Source organism: Hyphobacterium sp. (genome assembly GCF_965229905.1).
Taxonomy (GTDB): Bacteria; Pseudomonadota; Alphaproteobacteria; order Caulobacterales; family Maricaulaceae; genus Hyphobacterium.
The window spans coordinates 1061273-1080101 of the sequence record NZ_OZ245930.1 but is presented as its reverse complement, the minus strand read 5'-3'; the positions used below and the strand labels follow the sequence as shown (position 1 = coordinate 1080101).

Genomic DNA, 18829 nt, shown 5'->3' with positions numbered 1-18829 from the left:
TAGATGGACATCAGGCATACAGAGGAATGGCAGGAACGCGCGGCGACGAAGCTTTTCGAGCATGTCGGAAGGTTGAACCCGGGTGTTGATATGAGTTCGATCGTTCAGGATGCCCGGACCATGCGTGGTGAGCACCGCCGCGGCAGTATTTCTTTCCTTGGATCGCGTCAGGAAAGGAAACCACCGTGGTATGCACCTGTTGGCGAGTATGTTCGAAAAAATCTTCCGGCACTATTTCCGGTTTTACAGCTGACGCGGCGTGTCGTGTGGAAAATATTGCCGCTGCTACCGGTACTTTTCGGAATAGCTGGCGGCATATTCGTGTCGTTGGCAATGCTTGATGGAGCGATTAACCCAGAAGACCGGATGCTTTTGGCTGCGTCTTCAGTAACCGTGGGCTTTTTTGCCGCTTTGTTGCTGATCATTTGGCGCCTAAGAAACTATATCGCTCGATTGTCTGTTCAAAATCATGATCTTTTCGCTGAGATTGAGCGAATGCACGATCTTGCTGGTGAACGCGAAGGACGCATAGAGCGGCTTTTCGCCGATCACGTCGGTTTGACAAGACGCGTTGCGAGTCTCGACGGTGCGCACGCCAAACGGCGCGAGGCCGAGATGCAGCGACAGATGCAATCTTTGTCTGCGCGTCTCGATCAAACGGCCGTTTATGATGATGTCGAACGGCGTGAAGCCGAGATGCAGAAGCAGATCCAATCTTTGTCTGCGCGTCTCGATCAAACGGCCGTTTATGATGACGTCGAGCGGCAATACGAGGGGCTGCAACAGCGCCTCAACGCAGTGTTGGACGAGCAGGCGCGTCTGATGGACCGTACCGCCGAGCGAGCGATGGATTTTGACGAGAAGGTTCGCGCTGAGCTCTCGGCCAAGATCGCGGCCATCCATATCGAGATGAAGTCATTGGAATCGCGGCAAAGCGAACGCATTGCGGCGAACGACCAGGCCACCGGCGAACTGCAGAAGGAATTGAACGCCGCTCTGGAGGTGCAATCACGCCTCGCCGACCACGCAGGTGAAACCGAACAGCTTATTGAAACCCGGCTTGAAGCGCTCCGCGAACAGGCCGAAGACCAGCTCCAACTGGTTAAGCAGGAACTTAGTGATCGCATAGTTGGCGTCGAGAACAAGGCCGAATTCGGTGCCATGGCGCTCGATAACGCGAAAGTCGAAATCGAAGCGTCGATGAAAGCGCTGCGGCAGGGGCTTGAGCAACGCATGTTCGCGGAAATCGACGAGCACGCCAGAAGTCTGTCCGCCGAGCTGATTGCGCGCCTTGATGCTGTCGAAACGGCTCAAACCAGAGGTGACGAAGCTTACAAAGCAGGCTTGTCCGATCTGAAAAAGGTGTTGGACGAGGAATTCAAGCCGGAAGTTGGGAAAGTGCGCGGTGTCGCGGAGGCGGCGCACCAGGCTATCGGTGAAATCAAGGCTCAGGTTCACGTTGAAAAGTTGGAGCGCGGCAGGCTCCGCGAGCGGACCGAAGCGAGCGAACGGCAGATAGGGGCGCTTCGATATCCGGAGGCACCCGATGTCTTTGTATTCTTCGGGCATCACAAATGTGCGTCCCGCTTCTTCCGGCTGGAAGTCTTCAAGCGCGTTGCCGACAGTACCGGAGCGCGTATCCGTCAGTACGAAATCAAGGATCCGCCATTCCATTATTCCCGCATGGATGAACTCGACCTGGTGAATGTCGATTTCAAAGGTCTGGGCAAGGACGGTCGTGACGTCGTCTGGTTTGCAAATGCCACTCAGCGCGGCCTTAACAAGATCAAGCGGAATGCAAAGAACTGGAAGGGATTACGCATCATCCGCGATCCTCGGCAGGTGCTGATCTCGAACTATTTCCATCATAAGGGCGATCATCCGGATGTGGCGGAAGTCGGCTGGGTCTGGGACCAGTTGGTAAAAGACAAACCGATCCTGCGCGAATTGCCGGAGGAAGACGGAATCCTTCACGAACTGGACAACATCTCCAAACAGGTGATCGAGGATCAGATCCTTGCCCCGTTCGACGACGACCGGGTAATGACCATTCGCCTAGAGGATTACACACAGGACCCGGAGGCACATTTGCTCAATATCTCCGAATTCCTGAACGTGCCGGATGTGACGGGTATCAATCACGGCAATACAAAAGCTAACCCGGACAGCAGCGACTGGCGAAAACACTTCACATCGGAGATCCGCGAAAGGTTCAAGGAGCGTTATGGCCAGGCCCTGATCGATCTGGGCTATGCCGAGGACATGGACTGGTAAATGCGTACGGTCAGGAGACGCGACCGCTACCGTCGGAACAGTCTCGTGAATGACCGGAAGAAACGCTGAATAAAATTCGCCGGTGCGCCGGCATTGGATGCCGCACCGTCGCGTGCCTCATTCTCGGCGCGCAGCTCCGCGGCATGCCGGGCCCGCATTCGCTCAAGCTCGGCTTTGGCCTGCGCGTCGCGCAACTCTTGCCGGCGCATCATTTCCGCGTCGTATGCGTCCGCAATCTCCTTCACATCGCCTTCGGCCCGAACCTTGCCGTGATCGAGCCAGATCGCACGATCGCACGTCGCTTCCATCAGGGGGCGGCTATGCGAGGCGAGAATGAGGATTCCGGCCTGCTCGACAAAGCTTTGCATGCGGGCTGTGGCTTTCTTCCGGAAGGCGGCATCGCCGGCGGATAGCCATTCGTCGAGGATCAGGATTTCCGGTTCGAACGCTGTCGCAATCGCAAAATTCAACCGCATGCGCATGCCGGCCGAATAGGTCTGGACCGGCAAGTCAAGAAACTCGCCCAGTTCTGAGAATGCCACAATATCCGCGCGATGTTCCTCGATCTCCTTGCGCGTACGCCCGGCCGCAAGACCCCGTAGGGTGATATTGCTGTGCCCGCTGGCTTCCAGGCTCATGCCGAGATTGATGTTGACCACGCTGGTGGTCCGGCCCTCGATCATCACCTCACCGGAATCCGGCGTATATATATCCGCAAGCACCTGGAGCAGTGTGGTTTTTCCCGAGCCGTTCTCACCGATCACTGCCAGCCGGCCGCCGCTCTCAAGATCGAAACTCACGCCCGACAAGGCGCGTACTCCGATGATCGAATTGTCGGCTCCGCGGATTAGCGTGCTGTTACGATGCGTGAGCGATCCCTCGGTATCGCCTGACGGCGTCGAGACGTCCGCCCTATCCGAGACAACAGCCCGCTGATAGATCGGATAGTTCATGCACAGGTCTTTGACAGATACGTGGGGCAAGCCGGACGCCTTTTCCTATATCCAGTACGCGAGCCGGCGGCGCAGATGCGCACCGACTAGGGCCGCTGCGATCCAGATGATAGCCGTCAATGCCAGGACAATCCCCCAGCTCGACATACGCGGCAACTCCCCCATCAATGGCGCACGAATAATTTCAATGTAGTGAGTCAGTGGGTTGAAATCTGCGGCGACCGCCCGAGCACCGGTCATCTCCTCTCTGACCCATAGAATGGGCGTTAGGAAGATCATGATTCTTGTGATGGAATTGGTCAGATGCGTGACATCGCGATAGCGGGCGGCGACAAAGCCGAACGTGTACTGAACCGCGACCGCGTTGATCAGATAGATCGCAAACCCGGGCAGGCTCATCAGCGCGACCAGTTCGGGTCGCCAGCCGAACAGGATCATGGCAGCGAAGGCAACGACCAAATTGAGGGCCAAAACGAATATACTTCTGAAAATGCTGCGGAAAACATGGACCGAAAGCGGCATCGACACGCTCTTGATCCAGGTCATCGAGTTTACGAAAACCTGACACCCATCGATAATCTGCGCCATCAGAAAGGTGAACAGCGCGAAGCCGATGGCGACATAGGTCACGAAGGCCCCGGAATCGAACCGGGTAAACGCGCCGAAGATAAATGAGATGCCGCCAACGAATAGCGCGTAGGATAACATGATCCATAACAGTCCGAGCGCGCTCCGACGGTAGCGCTGCTGCATGTCGTCCATCGCGAACGTCAGCCAGACATCGTTCTTGGCAACACCCTGCGCAATGTCGGCAAAGAAGACGGACAACCCCTTATGTTTCCGGGACACGATAACTGGCTTTGAATTGTCCATAATCGTTCTAGTGAACCCGCTTGGTATTATTGTGAAGGATCGCCTGCGCGGACCCGGCTCATAGGTTCGAACGCGGTTATGCAGTCACCATAACGGCCCGCACACGTCAAGCAATTCAACGACCTGCAGCACCCCCCTTTTCAGAACCGGATCATCCTGTAGTTATCGCTGCGAACAACAGCTAGAGGCGGACATGGACGCGTCCATCGTCATCAGAACTTACAATGAAGGCAAATGGCTGGGTGAGGTTCTAGAGGCTTGCGCAGCGCAGGATAATGGCGAGTTCAGCCATGAGGTTGTGATTGTCGATTCCGGATCGACGGACGACACCCTGGCGATCGCCGAGCAACACGGTGCCCGCGTCACCCACATCAAGAAATCCGACTTCACCTTCGGCCGCTCGCTCAATGTGGGCTGCGAATTTGCGGAAGGACGATTTCTGGTCTTCATCTCGGGGCATTGCATTCCCGTAGGTGATCAATGGCTCGTCAATTTGATCCGGCCGTTACACGAGGGGACGGTATCGTTCACCTATGGCCGCCAGCAGGGCCGGCCCGGTGTGACCAAATTCTCCGAGGAACAGCTCTTCCGGAAGTACTTTCCCGAGCACGGCAGCATCCCGCAGGAGGGCTTTTTCTGTAACAACGCCAATTCCGCCGTGCTCAAGGAAATCTGGAAGACATACAAGTTCGACGAAGAGGTAACCGGCCTCGAAGACATGGTGATGGGCAAACGGCTCGTCGCCGATGGACACAAGATCGGTTATGTCGCCGACGCTTCGGTCATTCACCTTCACGAAGAAACGTGGTCAAAGGTCAAAACCCGCTATGAGCGCGAAGCGATCGCTCTTCAGGGGATCATGCCGGAGGTTCATATCCGGTTCCGGGATTTCATCCGTTTTACAGTAGCCGGCATAATGTATGACATGAGCGAAGCCTTGAACCAGCGTGTTTTCTGGAAAGAAGCCGGCAGCATTTTCATGTTCCGACTGATGCAGTACTGGGGCTCCTACAGGGGCAATAATGATCACCGGAAGCTGTCCCAGGAGCGCAAGGACAGGTATTTCTACCCTCGCTAATTCCGCCGCGCCGACAATCTCAAATCCGGCCCGGATCAGAAAGAGAGAAACCATGGTGCAATCTTCCGAGGTCGTCGCACTCCTGCCGATGAAGGCGCACAGTGCGCGCGTGAAATCCAAGAATTTCCGGGAGTTTGCCGGCAAGCCGCTGTTTCGCTGGATCCTCGACACGCTGCTGTCCATCGAAGAGATCGATCGGGTCGTTATCAACACCGATGCGCGTCAGATCCTGTCGGACCACGGGCTGAATGACGGTGATGCGGGCGGGCGCGTGATGCTGCGGGATCGCAAGCCGGAAATCTGTGGCGACCTGGTTTCGATGAATCTGGTGCTGGCCGACGATGTCGAGAATGTCGACGCCGACACTTATGTGATGACCCACACGACAAATCCGCTCCTGTCGGCAGATGCCATTCGCGCAGCACTGGGCAGGTATCGCGAGGTCGCCGCTGACGGACGCGCCGACAGCCTGTTCACCGTGAACCGGATCCAGACGCGTTTTTACCGTGACGACATGACTCCGGTGAACCACGACCCGGACAATCTGATTCGCACCCAGGACCTCGAACCCTGGTTCGAGGAGAACTCGAACCTCTATATCTTCAACCGGCAGAGCTTTGCCAAAACGGGCGCCCGCATCGGCGCGAGGCCTGCCATGCACGAAACCCCGCCGCTGGAATCCATCGACATCGATAATGCGGACCAGTGGATGCTGGCCGAGGCGGTGGCCCTCTACGATCGGAAAGTCGAGCTCTAGGCCATGCGTATTCTGGTGACCTGTCCGCCCATGCTGGGCATGATTGACGAATTCCGTCCCGTCTTCGCCGCGAAAAACGTTGAGCTCGAAGCGCCGGACGTCGTGCAAACCATGACCGAGGACGCGTTGTGCGACATCCTGCCCGACATGGATGGCTGGATTATCGGCGATGATCCGGCGAGCTCCCGTGTGCTGGAAGCGGGCGCCGCGGGAAAGCTCAAGGCGATCGTGAAATGGGGTGTCGGCGTCGATAATGTCGACTTCGAAGCGGCGAAGCGGCTCGGCCTGCCATCGACCAACACGCCCGGTGTATTCGGCAATGAAGTGGCCGATGTCGCGATGAATTATGTCGGTGGACTGGCGCGCCAGACTTTCCTGATCGACCGCGAGATCCGCGCCAACAATGCCTGGCCAAAGCCACGCGGTATTTCTTTGGTCGGGCGCAAAGCCGGGGTGATCGGTTTTGGTGATATCGGCCGCCAAACCGCGCGGCGGCTGATAGCCTCTGGCATGGAAATCTATGCGTATGATCCGGCCTACACCCAGGTCGACGGCATCGACGTGACGCCGAAACCCTGGTTTGAAGGGGTCGAAGACTGTGACTTCCTTGTCTTCACCGCCCCGCTCAATCCGGGTACGCACCACATGTTCAACGAGGACGTGCTCGCGGCGGTGAAGCCGGGCGTGCGCATCGTCAATGTCGGCCGCGGTCCGGTGGTCAAGGAGGCCGCCTTGCTCGAAGGCCTCGAGAGCGGAAAGGTTCACTCCGCTGCGCTTGACGTGTTCGAGGAAGAACCGCTCGCCGCCGACAATCCGCTGCGGCAGTATGAGCGATGTATATTCGGATCGCACAACGGATCGAACACCGAAGATGCCGTTCGCCGCGTAAGCCATCAGGCCATCGGCTATCTGTTCGACTTCTTGGGTGTTAAGTAGGATTCATGACAGGCAAGGCGGTCTTCATCACGGGCGTCGGCGGCGGCATCGGCTCCGCGCTGGGTGCCGCCTACCGGAATGCCGGGTGGCGTGTCATTGGTTCCGGCCGCAAAGCGCCCGGGCCGGACATTTGCGATCATTTCGTCGAAGCCGATCTTAATGCCCTTGCAGAAGACGAATCCATTCTGGACCGTGTTGTGGGCGATGTCCGTGCTGCGGCAGCGGACGCTCCCCTGGGCGCACTCGTCAACAACGCTGCGGCCCAGATACTCGCGCCAAGCCAGGACATTACGGCCGCAGACTGGCGGCGCACGATGAATGTCAATCTGACCGCGCCCTTCCGCTTGAGTCAGGCATTCCTGCCCGATCTCGAAGCCACGTCCGGAACCATCCTCAATATCGGTAGCGTACATGCCCAGGCCACCAAGCCGGAGTTTGCCGCATACGCGACCTCCAAGGCGGCCCTGCATGGGCTGACCCGCGCATTGGCCGTCGATCTCGGCAAGCGCGTCCGGGTCGTCTGTCTCGCACCTGCCGCGATCTCGACCCCGATGCTGATGGAGGGGTTTGACGGTCGCGAAACGGCCTTCCAGTCGCTGGAAGCCTGCCATCCCGCGGGGCGCATTGGCGAGCCGGCGGAAGTTGCCAAAGCCGCTTTGTTCCTGACCGGGCCGGACGCCGGGTTCGCGACGGGCACCACATTCTGGCTGGACGGCGGTATTCTGTCCCGCCTGCACGATCCGGTATGAAGCCGGCAAGGCGATGACGCCACTGTCCATTGGCGATCCCGAAATAGCGTGGCCGGCAAGGTCTGTGCTGGGCGAGGGACCGGTCTGGGCGGCGGCCGAGCAGGCCCTCTACTGGGTCGACATAAAGGGCCAGCTTGTGCATCGTTACACGCCGGGATCGGGTGGCCGGGAAAGCTGGAAATCGGATGAGCCGGTCGGCTGCATCGATGTACCGGACAGCGAAGGGGGCATATTTGCCGCGACGCGATCGGGTTTTGCGTGGCTTTTCCTGGACGATGAAGGTTCGATTGAACGGCGGGAGATACTCTCGCCGGAAAAGGCGGAGTTTCCGCGAAACCGGTTCAATGACGGCAAACGCGCACCCGACGGCTCCTTCTGGGCCGGCAGCATGGACGATGCGGAACAGGCGGACAGTGGAGGTTGGTGGCGCTTTGATCCGGACACCGGAACGGCCAATTGCCTGGAGCGCGGATACAGGGTCACGAATGGGCCCGCCTTTGATTCCGCCAGAGCTCGCGTCTACCTTACGGACAGCGCCCGCCAGTCAGTTTTTGTCGCAGATTGGGTTCCAGGAGGCGGCTTCAACAACAAACGCTTGTTTGTCCAATTCGGTGAAGGCGACGGCTTTCCCGACGGCATGCAGGTGCATCCGGACGGCTCGCTTTGGATTGCCTTCTGGGATGGCGCTTGCTTGCGCAGATTTTCACCGGATGGCGATCTGATCCAAAAGGTCACCTTGCCCATCCGGCGTCCCACCAGCCTCGCCTTTGCGCCGGAGCTAAGCCGGGTTTTCGTGACATCAGCGTCGATCGGCCTCGACGGGCCGCACGATGGTGCGCTCCTCAGCCTGAAATTCGGCTAGGCCACATCGCGTCGCGAGCGCTCGCGGCGCAACATGTGCAACTCGGCATACAGCGCATCAAGCTCCTGTTCGAGCAGCTGAAGTTCAAGTTCAGCTTCGGCCTTGCTGCGTTGCTTATCGTTCAGCGCAACCATCACTCCGGTGAGAATGCGCCGCGATTTGAGGGCTACGGCAATGCTGAAAGCCAGCGTGATGCCGAAGAGGCCGAACACGGCGATCCAAAGTCGCCATTCCGGCAGCAAGACGATGCTGGCCGCGATGGCTGCAAACATAAGCACCACGCCCGTAACGAAGGCCCAGTTGCGTTTGAGGCTCGGGCCAAGCTCCGCAAGCACCCGCTGCACCCCGGTGGGCGGCACCTCAATCATGTCCGCCGAAACGGCGGCTGTATCGGCTTGAATCTTATCGCGCTGGGGTGCCGGCTGCTGCCGGAGTGCGTCGGAAAGCGGTTTTCTCGCAAAGACATCTAACTCACCGCCAACCGTTGCATTGAACACGTGAACGCCGGCCCGCGATAACGCCTGGCGGGCAATTTCAAAATGCTCACGCATCAGAATAGTATTTGGTGTGTGCCATTTCCGCCCGGCGCCGAAATAGCTCGGATCGAAATGATTGGAATCATCGTTTGCCGATGAGATAAGTCGCGGATCATCCGGCGCGTCTTCGTCTTCGCGCTTGGCCGAAGCTGGCATCGTGTATTTCATATCGAAACCGACCAGAACCAGCTCGGAGAAACCGAGATGGGCCGCGAGCTGCATCATCGTGATGGCAACCGTGTGAGGCTGGATCACATGATCGGCAGCATTTAGCGAAAACATCGACTCTGGCAGGTTATCGATTGTTCCTGCCACCTCATTGAAAAAAAAGCGATTGGGCCCGTCGGAAATAATCTGGCGGCCTTTCAGGCGCCGGCGCTCGCCGCCATGCGTTTGAACCTCCGCCGGAAAGAACGCGACCATGTTAGGGTTCTCACCGAGCATCGCTTCGATGTCATTGGCGCGGTCCGGTAAGACCTGCGAGTCGACACAAGTGTAATAAGACGGTCGCCAGTCGATCCGGTCGAATAGGAGATGGACAGCATTGCACGCAAAAACGGTTTCGCCCTTGAGCAGACTTAGATCTGTCTTGTTGAGCGACGGTCCATTCCCGAGAATGACGCAGCGCTCGCCGCGGTGCTTGTCCTTGAGCGCGCCGAGATCGCTAATCGGCTCGGGCGTTCGCAGGCCGGCGCTGAAGCGCGTACCGCCGGTCGCTTCGCCAAAATCAGCCCGCCGCCGTACGGCGCTCATCCGGATGATCGGAGGATCGAGAACGCGGAGCTGCTCATCAAGGTCTTCGCGCTCGGCATCGGTCAATTCGCGCGCCCTCGCCGGGATGAGGTCTGCGAACGCATAGCGGAATTCCGGATCGAGTGAATCAAGCTCCCTTTGGATGACCGCCCGCATTTCTTGCTTGTACTGATCGAGTTGGTCCACGGAACGTTGACCCGGGCGAACGCGGAAACACCCCAGCATTCGATCGACGGAATAAAGATCCGCATGACGGAAAAACCGCATCCACAAGTCAAAGTCGTTTGCCAGATCCAGCCGCGTATCCAGCCCTCCACCGGCGCGCTCCCAAAGACTGCGTCGCCAGAAAGTCGACTCCTGCTGAATCCAGCGATGGTCGCCGGCGAGAAAACGCAGCCGCGACCACGTTCTGACCGGTCCGGCATAATACACCTCACTGCGCACATTCATCGCGCTGGGCCGGCCGGTAATCCACTCGACTTCGGGGTGGGTCTCAAAAATTCGCGCGACTTGGGACAGGCACCCGGGATGCAAAATGTCGTCGGAGTTGATCCAGCCCATGATGTCGCCATCGGTCATGGAAAAACCTTTGTTGATGGCATCCGCATGACCGTCGTCGGGCTCACTGATCAGCGCGGTAAGCTCTTTGCGGTATTGCTCGAACACCAGCCGCGACCCGTCGGTGCTGGCGCCATCTGAAATGACATACTGAAGTCGTGGATAGTTTTGGCCGAGCACCGACTCCATACACTCCCGAAGGAACTGCACCCCGTTGTAATTCGGCGTCACAATACTGATGGAAGGATGCGAACTCATAAGGTCGGCCTGCGTCTGAAGAGCGTCTCGGCTGCCAGCGAGCCGGTAGATTTCATGGCGGCCCAAGCGCCGGCATTCTTATGGACCAATTGAAAGACTTCGCGCAACCGCGCGAGCGAGACCTGATGCGTCTTCGTACCTTCGCCCATATACACAAGCGAGAGAGTTTCGTGGACCAGCACGAATTTCGCACCCGCCAAATAAAGCCGGATCCACAGATCCCAATCCATCACATAGTGAAGCGACGGATCGACGCCGCCCACTGCGGCCATCGCGGAACGGCGCACAAAACAGGAGGGCTGCGAAATGATGTTGGAGCGCAAAAGAAGCAGCGAAACCGCCTCCACCTGATCGTGTCTGTCGATCACTTCTCCGGACAGGTCGATAAAGTCGGTATGCCCGTAGACGACATCGAGCTCCGGCTGGGTTTCGACCGCTTGCCGCACGCAATCGAGGGCACCCGGCGCAAGGCAATCGTCCGCATTCAGCCAGAATACGAAATCTGACTCGGTCTGATCCCAGCCTTCAGCGATGGCAGATGATTGACCGGCGTCCGGACCCGTCCGCATGTATGCGAAATCAAGTCCGCTCGCCTCCGCTGCTTCGGCAACCCTCGGGTCGCCCGAAGCGTCCATCAAGGCGACGCGAAGAGGAGGCGTTTGCGCGGCAAGACTGGCCAGGGACCGCGGCAGGAGATCGTGCCAACCGCCGACGGGAATTGCTACGGCGAAGCTAAGCGGATCAGACATGGCGTCTCGGCATGACGGCATCCCCTCCGCCGCTTTGATTGCGCAGCCTGACCACAATCGACCAAAGAAAAAAAGTCATAAGCGGAATTGCGATCTCATTGGCCCGGCAGTGTTGCCTCAACATCCATTAAGCAGCGCCCGAAGAGTCCAGCCAAAGCTCAAAGCCGCTTCGTCAAACGGGATTCAACCCTTAGTCATGTGCCGGAACCGAGTCCAGACCGCCGACAGGCTGAATCCGCGGCGACCGGGAACGGTCCTGCCGTCAACGGTCTTGCTTATGCTGGCTCAACGGCCGCACATCGGGCGCACGGGTAAGCAGCTTAATCGGCGACCAGGTCATAATCTGAGCCAGCTCGAGCGTACTTGCTTTTCGCCTCTTTTGGATGTCGCGCCGGCTCCTCAGGATCGGCCCCATGCCTTGCAATGCGCCGATTAATGCCCGTGCGGTACAATGAAATTTGCCATGAAAAGCACTGCGTGAGAGGAAAACGAGATTTACAGCCACGACCGCGGGCAGACCGAGCACGAACATCACTGGCGGTGTATTTTTTACCCAGGTCCAGACGCGATTCCGCGTGCCGTGATAAATGGTGAATTCTGACCGCCGGCCGGAAATGCCGGAGCCAAAATGATAGACTTTCGCCTGGCTGGCATGAACGCAGACGGCGCCAAAAAGCCTTAGGCGGTAAGCCAGATCGACGTCCTCGACATAGCAGAAGAAATCCTCGTCGAATCCGCCGGCATCCATGTAGATATTGCGCCGGTACAGCGCGGCCGCGGCGCAGGGACCGAAAATCAGCCCATCGCTGTCGGGCGCCGCTTCGGCAGGCCAATCAAATCCGCCGCGCCAAGCCAGGCCGAAGGGCGAGTAGGCATCGCCGACGCCGTCCAGCTTGGAAGGATCGCGTTTCGATAACAGCGTGCTGCCAACCATCTCGGCCTGGTACTGATCGCCGCACCGCACAGCCTCTTCCAGCCAGTCGGGCGTCGGTGTGGTGTCTGGATTGAGCATGGCGATCCAGGGTGCGCTGCCGAGGGCAGCCCCTTGATTGCAGGCCGCGGCAAAACCGACATTTTCAGTATTCCGGACAAGGGTGAAGCGGTCATCCTCAAGCGATAGGCGCTCGGCAGATCCGTCAGTCGAATTGTTATCGATCAGATAGACGTGAAAGTCTGAAAGCGTCTGATTTTTAACCGCCTCGATGCAATCGGAAATGAAATCGCCGCCGTTGAAATTGACGATGACGATGTCCACAAGCGATTGACGTGTCATGTTCGAGGTCCCGGTTGCGCCCGCAGCCGATCGGTCAGATCGCATGAACGGATTGCTACACGCTTACTGGAATTGCAGGCTTGCTAAGTCAATTCGGTGCGCCACACATTTGTCGCATTGGGGATAGGTCGCGCAGAAAAACCTTGATATGCATCCGGCGACAATCGCGGCGACCTCAACCGGGAACAGGCGGCATGAAGAACAAGAAGAAGTATTTCGGAACGGACGGCATCCGCGGGACCGTCAACACGCCTCCGATGACCCCGACATTCGCGATGCAGCTTGGCATGGCCGCCGGACAGTATTTCAAGCGCCGCGGCGATCACCGCCACTCGGTTGTGATTGGCAAGGATACGCGGCTGTCGGGGTATATGATCGAGACCGCGCTGGTTTCCGGTTTCACCGCTGTGGGCATGGACGTGTTCCAATTTGGCCCGATCCCGACCCCCGCGGTTGCACAACTGACCCGGTCACTGCGGGCCGATCTCGGTGTCATGATTACCGCTTCGCACAATCCCTATTATGACAATGGCATCAAATTGTTCGGACCCGACGGTTTCAAATTGTCGGACAAGGCGGAAATGAAGATCGAAGCGCTCTTGCAGGAGCCGGCGGAGATCATGCTGGCAAAGCCCGATCTTCTCGGCCGCGCCAAGCGCGTCGATGACGCCCAGGCCCGTTATGTCGAGATCGCCAAGGCCACCTTCCCGCGTGACATGACACTGTCCGGATTGCGGATCGTGATCGATAGCGCGAATGGTGCGGGATACAAGGTCAGCCCGGCGGCATTTTGGGAGCTCGGTGCCGATGTGATCGAGATCCACACCAAGCCGGACGGCTTCAACATCAACAATAATTGCGGCGCGACGGATCCCAGCTCGCTGGCCGAGAAAGTCATCGAGACCCGCGCCGATATCGGCATTGCGTTTGACGGCGACGCCGACCGTGTTGTGATCGTCGACGAGCAGGGTCACGTGGTTGACGGCGATCAACTATTGGCCGTGATCGCTTCCGAATGGGCTGCCGCGGGGCGGTTGCGTGGCAAGGCGGTCGTTGCCACCGTGATGTCGAATTTCATGCTCGGCCGGTTCTTGGAATCGTTAGGTTTGGAGCTCGAACGCGCAGATGTCGGGGATCGCTATGTCGTCGAGAAGATGCGCGAATTGAACGCCAATATCGGTGGCGAACAGTCTGGCCACATTGTTCTAAGCGACTTCGCGACGACCGGCGACGGCCTGATTACGGCATTGCAATTGCTGGCCATCCTCAAGCAGAAGGACCGTCCGGTCAGCGAAAGCTGCCGGCTATTCGAGCCGGCGCCTCAAAGGCTGGAAAACATTGCCGTCAGCGACCGCGCCGCCATACTTTCCTCCGGCCCTGTCGAGAAAGCCATTGCCGAAGCCCAGGCACATCTGGGCAAGCACGGGCGCATCCTTGTGCGGGCATCGGGCACCGAACCGGTCATTCGCGTGATGACCGAAGGCGAAGAACCCGCGAGCGATCAGGCGTTGGAGATGGTGTCCGCTGCCATCCGGCAAAGCCAGGTCTGACCGGTTTCAATTCCCAGGACTTAGATCGTGCTACTTCGACTCAACGACCCGGCTTTTTATACGATTGGCCTGTTGCTGGCGGCGGCCATGATCTTCTCGCCGCTGATGATAGCCTACCGGCAGCAGGCTGATGGCACGCGGAATATTATCGACTCCGGCATCGTCGCGGGTTTCGACCGCCTGCAATCGCTCGTGGTGGGACAAGGGATCGTGACAAGCGTGACCGTCAATGACCGTGGCGGCCAGTCAGCCGTCATCCTCGCGGAGAATCGGCTGGGCGATCCGCTGATCGTCCCGTCTGCCGGCGCCTTCATTCCGCTGACCCGTCGCGAGCTTGAAGTCATGCAAGGGCATCGCTTGCAGATACACTACGAATTGGCGGCCGCGCCGGGCAGCTCCGCCGAACAGGTCCATATCGGGGTCTTTCAGCGGGGTATCGGCCAGAATGGCTGGCAACTGATGGATATTCCCGACGATGGTGAACCGATTTCCGTCACGCTGAACCCGCCGCAATGCGAAGCGGAATACATTTTCATCGGCTTGTGGCCGGCCGGTTTGGGCGAGGCAGGGGCCGTTCGGCTCGATACGATCCGCATCGAAAGACGCGAACCGGTCGAGTGCGGGGATCCGTAATGGGAGAAAAACTGCGCGTCATCGTCACCGGGGCGGCCGGTTTCATCGGACACCACGCCGTCAAGGCATTGCTGAATGCCGGGCATGATGTTCTGGGCCTCGATAATCTGAACGATTATTACGACCTGAAGCTCAAGACCGACCGGTTGGAACAGATCGGGAGCCCGGCCGGCTTTGCCTTCGAAAAAGCCGACATCGCCGATCCGGCGAAAGTCGAAACGATTTTCGGCCGGTACGCTCCCACGCACGTCCTGCATCTCGCTGCCCAGGCAGGTGTCCGGTATTCGATCGATCACCCGTTTTCCTACATCGACTCCAATATCAGGGGGCATCTGTCCGTGCTGGAAGCCGCGCGCCGGTCGAGCTCGTTACGTCATGTCGTCTACGCCTCGTCGAGTTCGGTCTACGGCAATGACGCGGCCATACCGTTCTCCGAAGCCGATCCCGCCGACAAACCGGTATCGCTGTACGCGGCGACAAAACGGGCAGACGAATTGCTCAGCGAGAGCTATGCGCGCCTCTACAACATCCCCCAGACCGGGCTTCGATTCTTCACGGTCTACGGACCCTGGGGCCGGCCGGACATGGCCTATTGGCTGTTCACAAAGGCAATTCTCGACTCGCAGCCGATCAAGGTCTTCAACAATGGCGAGCTGGAACGGGATTTCACCTATATCGACGACGTGATCGACGTCGTGGTCAAAATCGTCGAGGAAAAGGATACGGCATTCGGCCACCGGCTCTACAATATCGGCGGCTCGCGGCCGGTGCCGATCAAGCGGTTCATAAATGTCATCGCATCGGCCTGCGGACGTCAGGCCGAATGCGTTTACCGGCCCATGCAAAAGGGCGATGTTTATCGGACGCACGCCGATCTGACCCGCATTTCGCGCGATTACGGGTATGAGCCTACAACTGATATTGAAACCGGCATCCCGCGCTTTGTTGAATGGTATCGGGATTATTTCGGAAAATAGTCAGCCGCCGCCAGCGCCGCAAATGCTGGGTGCCGCGGGCTAAATCGAATTTTATGTTTTCGGGTCGACTATCGAGCGGGTATTCCGGGCCGGTGATCGACAGATTTGGATTTTTGATGGCGACGCGAAAATCAGTGATGACGACGGCCGAACGGTTCTGCGACTGGATGCGCGATGCCGCACTCCCGGTGTGGGCCGAGAAAGGCTGGGATAGCGCGCGGGGCGGATTCCATGAGCGGCTGGATTTGGACGCGACGCCCGATCGCGACGCCATTCGCCGGGTGCGATCGCAAGCGCGGCAAATCTATGCCTTTTCGCACGCCCATGAACTGGGTTGGGTCGACGGCAAGGCGCTGGCGCTCAAAGGATTGGACTACCTCGTCGACAAGGCCTGGAACGCTGATGGCAGGCCAGGCTGGGCGATGAAGCTGGAGGCTGGCGGGCGCGTCGCCGACGCCCGCCGCGATCTGTATGAGCATGCTTTCGCGCTCTTGGCGCTATCGCATGTTTACCGGATCACGGGCGATGCGCAGGTCAAGGCGCTGGCCATGGAGACCCTCGCCTTCATCGGCGAGACGCTGGGCCATACGTCCGGCGGCTGGCGCGAAGCCGACCCGGACCGTCAGCCCCGCCGCCAGAATCCGCACATGCACATGTTCGAGGCTAGCCTGGCCCTGCATGAAGCCTTTGGCGGGCAGGCGCACCTGGCGCGCGCCGGAGGCATTCTCCGGCTGATGCGCGATCACTGGCTGTTTCCCTCCGGCGGGCTTCGGGAAGTCTTCGAGGACGACTGGTCTCCGCTGGCCGGCCCGGAAGGCCGGAGGACCGAACCCGGCCATCAGTTCGAATGGGTCTGGCTGCTCGACCGGTACGCCGAGCTTTCGGCCCTTGAGCCAGGTCCCGAATCCGCGGGGCTGTACGCTTTCGCCAAGGCCTATGGCCGCTCGCCGGTCAGCGGGCTCATCGTCGCGGCCGTGCGTGATGACGGTGTCATTCTCGACGGTTCTGCGCGCACCTGGCAGCAAACCGAACATCTCAAGGCCGCTCTGGTGCAGGGCGAGCGCGAACGTTCGGGCGGCTGGGGCAGTGCGCAGGATGCGCTGCATCAACTTTTCTCGAAATTCCTGAAACCCGCACCGGCGGGCTGCTGGATCGATGCGTATGACGCGGCGGGCAATCCCTCGGTTGATCACATCACCGCTTCGACACTTTATCACCTTCTGGTCGCCGCGATTGAATCCGACCGCGTATTCAATCGCAAGGCGCGGCCATTTCGGGAGGTGGCAGGATGATCAAAGTCCGCCCGGCCATTCTCTGTGGCGGATCGGGTGAGCGCCTGTGGCCGCTATCGCGCCAATCCAAGCCCAAACCGTTTCACGCGCTCCTGTCGGAACGCACGATTTTCGAGGACACATTGCTGCGTTGCCGCGGGGCGGGCGAGGGTGTGTCATTTGCCGACCCGCTGATTGTGGCCGGTGAAGCAATCGAGACACCGGTCCGCAGGGGATTGGCGAGTGCCGGGATCGGCGCGGCCGCCGCGGTGTTTGAGCCGGTCGGACGAAACACAGCGCCCGCGGCGGCCTTGGCGGCATTACTGGCCCAGAAAGCGGACGGCTCCGAAGCCCTGGTGCTGCTCGTGTCGTCGGACCATCACATCGCGCCGGTCGAGAAATTCCGCGAAACTGTCGCCGCGGCAGCCCCGCTGGCCACGGATGGGAAGATTGTCGTCTTCGGCATCCTGCCGACCCGGCCCGAAACCGGCTATGGCTATATCCGGAAAGGTGCACCGGTCGGTGAGGGGTTCGCCGTCGCGGCGTTCGAGGAAAAACCGGATGCCGCCAAAGCCGCGGCCTATCTCGAGGCCGGCGACCGGTTCTGGAATGCCGGTATATTCCTGTTCCGTGCCGACACTCTCCTGGCGGAGCTCGGGCGCTACGAACCGGAAGTGCTGAACGCCGTTCAGGCGGCGCTCGGTGCGGACAACCGGATCGATGCAGACGCATTCGCACTCAGCCCGTCCATCCCGCTCGACATTGCGGTTATGGAACGCACAAAGCACGCCGCGGTCATGCCCGCCCGATTTCACTGGTCGGATGTCGGGACCTGGTCATCCTTGGCCGACGCGCTCGACGCCGATGCGCAGGGCAATGTGCTGTCAGGGGACGTGATCGCGCTGGAAACCGCCGGCAGCTATCTGCGCGGCGAGGACGTGACGGTCACGGCCATCGGGGTCGAGAATCTTGTCGTGGTCGCAACGCGCGATGCGGTGTTTCTGGCGCCCCGAGACCGGGCGCACGAGGTCAAGCGGATCCTGGCGGCGGCGAAAGACCGCAAGCGCGACGACCTGCTTTAATGTCGCCCACTTCGAGTCCTACTTGAAGTTTTCCGTATTTGAGCTGATTTTGGCAGCAGCATGTCCACTAACAAAGATCCCATGGCGGCGGCGATCGCCCGGCTCGACCGCGCCATCACGCAGGTCGAATCCCGGGTGAACCGTCTTCAGGCCGCCGCACGGGAGTCCGGCGACGCGGACAGCGATCGCGCCCGTTTGGCGGACGAGCTTGACCGCGCCCGCGCGAGCGAAGCCGCAATGGCCGAAGCCGCGGAGGACGCCTCGAAAGCGTTGGGCGAAGCGATCGAAGAATTACGCGCCGCCGCGAAGTCCGCCAAAACCGCAGCGGAAAACGCCGATGGGTAAGGTCTCCGTCACGCTCAATGGCCGCGCCTTCACCATCGGCTGCGAGGATGGTCAGGAAAGCTATTTGCGCGAACTGGCGCGGCATCTCGATTCTCATGTCACCGACCTGTCCAAGCAAGTCGGCCAGATCGGCGACCTGCGCTTGCTCCTGATGGCCTCGCTCGTCGTGGTCGATGAGTTGAAAACCGCCCAGAATCGCCTGGAAGCGCTGGAAAGCCATCTCAACCGGTTGAAGAGCGAATCACCACGCCCACCGGCGGACGAAAGCGGATCGGACGGGCTGATCGAGGCGCTGAACGGTATTTCGGAACGCCTTGAGGCGCTCGCAACAGACGAGAGCCCTTGAGGATGATCGCGCGGAG

The 18829-nt window shown here is 59.4% G+C and carries 18 protein-coding genes; 13 read left to right on the top strand and 5 right to left on the bottom strand.

The window, feature by feature from the left end; translation table 11 throughout:
- Positions 1 to 3 precede the first annotated feature (3 nt).
- Positions 4 to 2274, top strand: a complete 2271-nt coding sequence (locus ACO08C_RS05475; protein ID WP_421788186.1) for a sulfotransferase domain-containing protein — start codon at positions 4 to 6, stop codon at positions 2272 to 2274.
- Positions 2275 to 2300: 26 nt separating this feature from the next.
- Here ACO08C_RS05475 and ACO08C_RS05470 read toward each other — a convergent pair whose 3' ends face one another.
- Positions 2301 to 3227 carry an ABC transporter ATP-binding protein gene (locus ACO08C_RS05470; RefSeq protein WP_421788185.1) on the bottom strand — a complete coding sequence of 309 codons (927 nt, stop codon included), beginning with the start codon at positions 3225 to 3227 and terminating at the stop codon, positions 2301 to 2303.
- 45 nt (positions 3228 to 3272) lie between these two features.
- The gene (locus ACO08C_RS05465) at positions 3273 to 4076 is read right to left on the bottom strand and encodes an ABC transporter permease (RefSeq protein ID WP_421788184.1); all 804 of its coding nucleotides are present in this window, start codon (positions 4074 to 4076) and stop codon (positions 3273 to 3275) included.
- A gap of 217 nt (positions 4077 to 4293) precedes the next feature.
- Here ACO08C_RS05465 and ACO08C_RS05460 point away from each other — a divergent pair, with 217 nt between their 5' ends.
- Genes ACO08C_RS05460 through ACO08C_RS05440 form a run of 5 tightly spaced genes read left to right on the top strand, consistent with a single transcriptional unit; the run spans position 4294 to position 8482 of the window.
- Complete coding sequence (locus tag ACO08C_RS05460; RefSeq protein WP_421788183.1) at positions 4294 to 5178, top strand: glycosyltransferase; 885 nt, start codon at positions 4294 to 4296, stop codon at positions 5176 to 5178.
- Positions 5179 to 5230: 52 nt separating this feature from the next.
- Complete coding sequence (locus ACO08C_RS05455; RefSeq protein WP_421788181.1) at positions 5231 to 5935, top strand: acylneuraminate cytidylyltransferase family protein; 705 nt, start codon at positions 5231 to 5233, stop codon at positions 5933 to 5935.
- A gap of 3 nt (positions 5936 to 5938) precedes the next feature.
- Positions 5939 to 6871, top strand: coding sequence for a phosphoglycerate dehydrogenase (locus ACO08C_RS05450; protein ID WP_421788179.1), 933 nt, complete (start codon positions 5939 to 5941; stop codon positions 6869 to 6871).
- Positions 6872 to 6876: 5 nt separating this feature from the next.
- A complete protein-coding gene (locus tag ACO08C_RS05445) occupies positions 6877 to 7620 on the top strand; it encodes an SDR family NAD(P)-dependent oxidoreductase (RefSeq protein ID WP_421788177.1) in 744 nt (247 codons plus the stop codon).
- 13 nt (positions 7621 to 7633) lie between these two features.
- Positions 7634 to 8482 (top strand): SMP-30/gluconolactonase/LRE family protein, encoded by an 849-nt coding sequence (locus ACO08C_RS05440; protein WP_421788175.1) that lies wholly within the window; start codon positions 7634 to 7636, stop codon positions 8480 to 8482.
- Here ACO08C_RS05440 and ACO08C_RS05435 read toward each other — a convergent pair.
- From ACO08C_RS05435 to ACO08C_RS05425, 3 genes are all read right to left on the bottom strand, one after another.
- Positions 8479 to 10587, bottom strand: coding sequence for a glycosyltransferase (locus ACO08C_RS05435; protein ID WP_421788173.1), 2109 nt, complete (start codon positions 10585 to 10587; stop codon positions 8479 to 8481). The genes ACO08C_RS05440 and ACO08C_RS05435 overlap by 4 nt on opposite strands.
- Positions 10584 to 11336, bottom strand: a complete 753-nt coding sequence (locus ACO08C_RS05430) for a glycosyltransferase (RefSeq protein ID WP_421788171.1) — start codon at positions 11334 to 11336, stop codon at positions 10584 to 10586. Before ACO08C_RS05430 ends, ACO08C_RS05435 begins: the two co-directional genes overlap by 4 nt.
- A 262-nt stretch (positions 11337 to 11598) precedes the next feature.
- A complete protein-coding gene (locus ACO08C_RS05425; protein ID WP_421788170.1) occupies positions 11599 to 12609 on the bottom strand; it encodes a glycosyltransferase family 2 protein in 1011 nt (336 codons plus the stop codon).
- A 194-nt stretch (positions 12610 to 12803) separates the two neighbouring features.
- Between ACO08C_RS05425 and glmM the strand changes: the two genes are divergently transcribed.
- The 7 genes from glmM to ACO08C_RS05390 all read left to right on the top strand — a co-directional run bounded on the left by glmM (position 12804) and on the right by ACO08C_RS05390 (position 18813).
- Positions 12804 to 14159, top strand: coding sequence for a phosphoglucosamine mutase (gene glmM / locus ACO08C_RS05420; RefSeq protein ID WP_421788169.1), 1356 nt, complete (start codon positions 12804 to 12806; stop codon positions 14157 to 14159).
- Positions 14160 to 14186: 27 nt separating this feature from the next.
- Positions 14187 to 14792 (top strand): hypothetical protein, encoded by a 606-nt coding sequence (locus ACO08C_RS05415; protein WP_421788167.1) that lies wholly within the window; start codon positions 14187 to 14189, stop codon positions 14790 to 14792.
- On the top strand, positions 14792 to 15769 hold the full coding sequence (locus tag ACO08C_RS05410) for an NAD-dependent epimerase/dehydratase family protein (RefSeq protein ID WP_421788165.1): 978 nt from the start codon (positions 14792 to 14794) through the stop codon (positions 15767 to 15769). The genes ACO08C_RS05415 and ACO08C_RS05410 overlap by 1 nt, the downstream gene beginning before the upstream one ends.
- Positions 15770 to 15885: 116 nt before the next feature.
- Complete coding sequence (locus ACO08C_RS05405) at positions 15886 to 17061, top strand: AGE family epimerase/isomerase (protein WP_421788163.1); 1176 nt, start codon at positions 15886 to 15888, stop codon at positions 17059 to 17061.
- Positions 17058 to 18122, top strand: a complete 1065-nt coding sequence (locus tag ACO08C_RS05400) for a mannose-1-phosphate guanylyltransferase (RefSeq protein ID WP_421788162.1) — start codon at positions 17058 to 17060, stop codon at positions 18120 to 18122. Before ACO08C_RS05405 ends, ACO08C_RS05400 begins: the two co-directional genes overlap by 4 nt.
- A 60-nt stretch (positions 18123 to 18182) precedes the next feature.
- On the top strand, positions 18183 to 18467 hold the full coding sequence (locus tag ACO08C_RS05395; RefSeq protein ID WP_421788160.1) for a DUF4164 family protein: 285 nt from the start codon (positions 18183 to 18185) through the stop codon (positions 18465 to 18467).
- Positions 18460 to 18813 carry a cell division protein ZapA gene (locus ACO08C_RS05390; protein ID WP_421788159.1) on the top strand — a complete coding sequence of 118 codons (354 nt, stop codon included), beginning with the start codon at positions 18460 to 18462 and terminating at the stop codon, positions 18811 to 18813. The genes ACO08C_RS05395 and ACO08C_RS05390 overlap by 8 nt, the downstream gene beginning before the upstream one ends.
- Positions 18814 to 18829 lie beyond the last annotated feature (16 nt).

Excerpts from the sequence above, each read along its gene's own strand:
- ACO08C_RS05455 (WP_421788181.1), top strand. The coding sequence starts at position 5,231 with ATGGTGCAATCTTCCGAGGTCGTCGCACTCCTGCCGATGAAGGCGCAC.
- ACO08C_RS05435 (WP_421788173.1), bottom strand. The coding sequence starts at position 10,587 with ATGAGTTCGCATCCTTCCATCAGTATTGTGACGCCGAATTACAACGGG.
- ACO08C_RS05475 (WP_421788186.1), top strand. The coding sequence starts at position 4 with ATGGACATCAGGCATACAGAGGAATGGCAGGAACGCGCGGCGACGAAG.
- glmM (WP_421788169.1), top strand. The coding sequence starts at position 12,804 with ATGAAGAACAAGAAGAAGTATTTCGGAACGGACGGCATCCGCGGGACC.
- ACO08C_RS05410 (WP_421788165.1), top strand. The coding sequence starts at position 14,792 with ATGGGAGAAAAACTGCGCGTCATCGTCACCGGGGCGGCCGGTTTCATC.
- ACO08C_RS05400 (WP_421788162.1), top strand. The coding sequence starts at position 17,058 with ATGATCAAAGTCCGCCCGGCCATTCTCTGTGGCGGATCGGGTGAGCGC.
- ACO08C_RS05395 (WP_421788160.1), top strand. The coding sequence starts at position 18,183 with ATGTCCACTAACAAAGATCCCATGGCGGCGGCGATCGCCCGGCTCGAC.
- ACO08C_RS05440 (WP_421788175.1), top strand. The coding sequence starts at position 7,634 with ATGACGCCACTGTCCATTGGCGATCCCGAAATAGCGTGGCCGGCAAGG.
- ACO08C_RS05390 (WP_421788159.1), top strand. The coding sequence starts at position 18,460 with ATGGGTAAGGTCTCCGTCACGCTCAATGGCCGCGCCTTCACCATCGGC.
- ACO08C_RS05425 (WP_421788170.1), bottom strand. The coding sequence starts at position 12,609 with ATGACACGTCAATCGCTTGTGGACATCGTCATCGTCAATTTCAACGGC.
- ACO08C_RS05450 (WP_421788179.1), top strand. The coding sequence starts at position 5,939 with ATGCGTATTCTGGTGACCTGTCCGCCCATGCTGGGCATGATTGACGAA.
- ACO08C_RS05460 (WP_421788183.1), top strand. The coding sequence starts at position 4,294 with ATGGACGCGTCCATCGTCATCAGAACTTACAATGAAGGCAAATGGCTG.
- ACO08C_RS05445 (WP_421788177.1), top strand. The coding sequence starts at position 6,877 with ATGACAGGCAAGGCGGTCTTCATCACGGGCGTCGGCGGCGGCATCGGC.
- ACO08C_RS05430 (WP_421788171.1), bottom strand. The coding sequence starts at position 11,336 with ATGTCTGATCCGCTTAGCTTCGCCGTAGCAATTCCCGTCGGCGGTTGG.
- ACO08C_RS05405 (WP_421788163.1), top strand. The coding sequence starts at position 15,886 with ATGGCGACGCGAAAATCAGTGATGACGACGGCCGAACGGTTCTGCGAC.
- ACO08C_RS05470 (WP_421788185.1), bottom strand. The coding sequence starts at position 3,227 with ATGAACTATCCGATCTATCAGCGGGCTGTTGTCTCGGATAGGGCGGAC.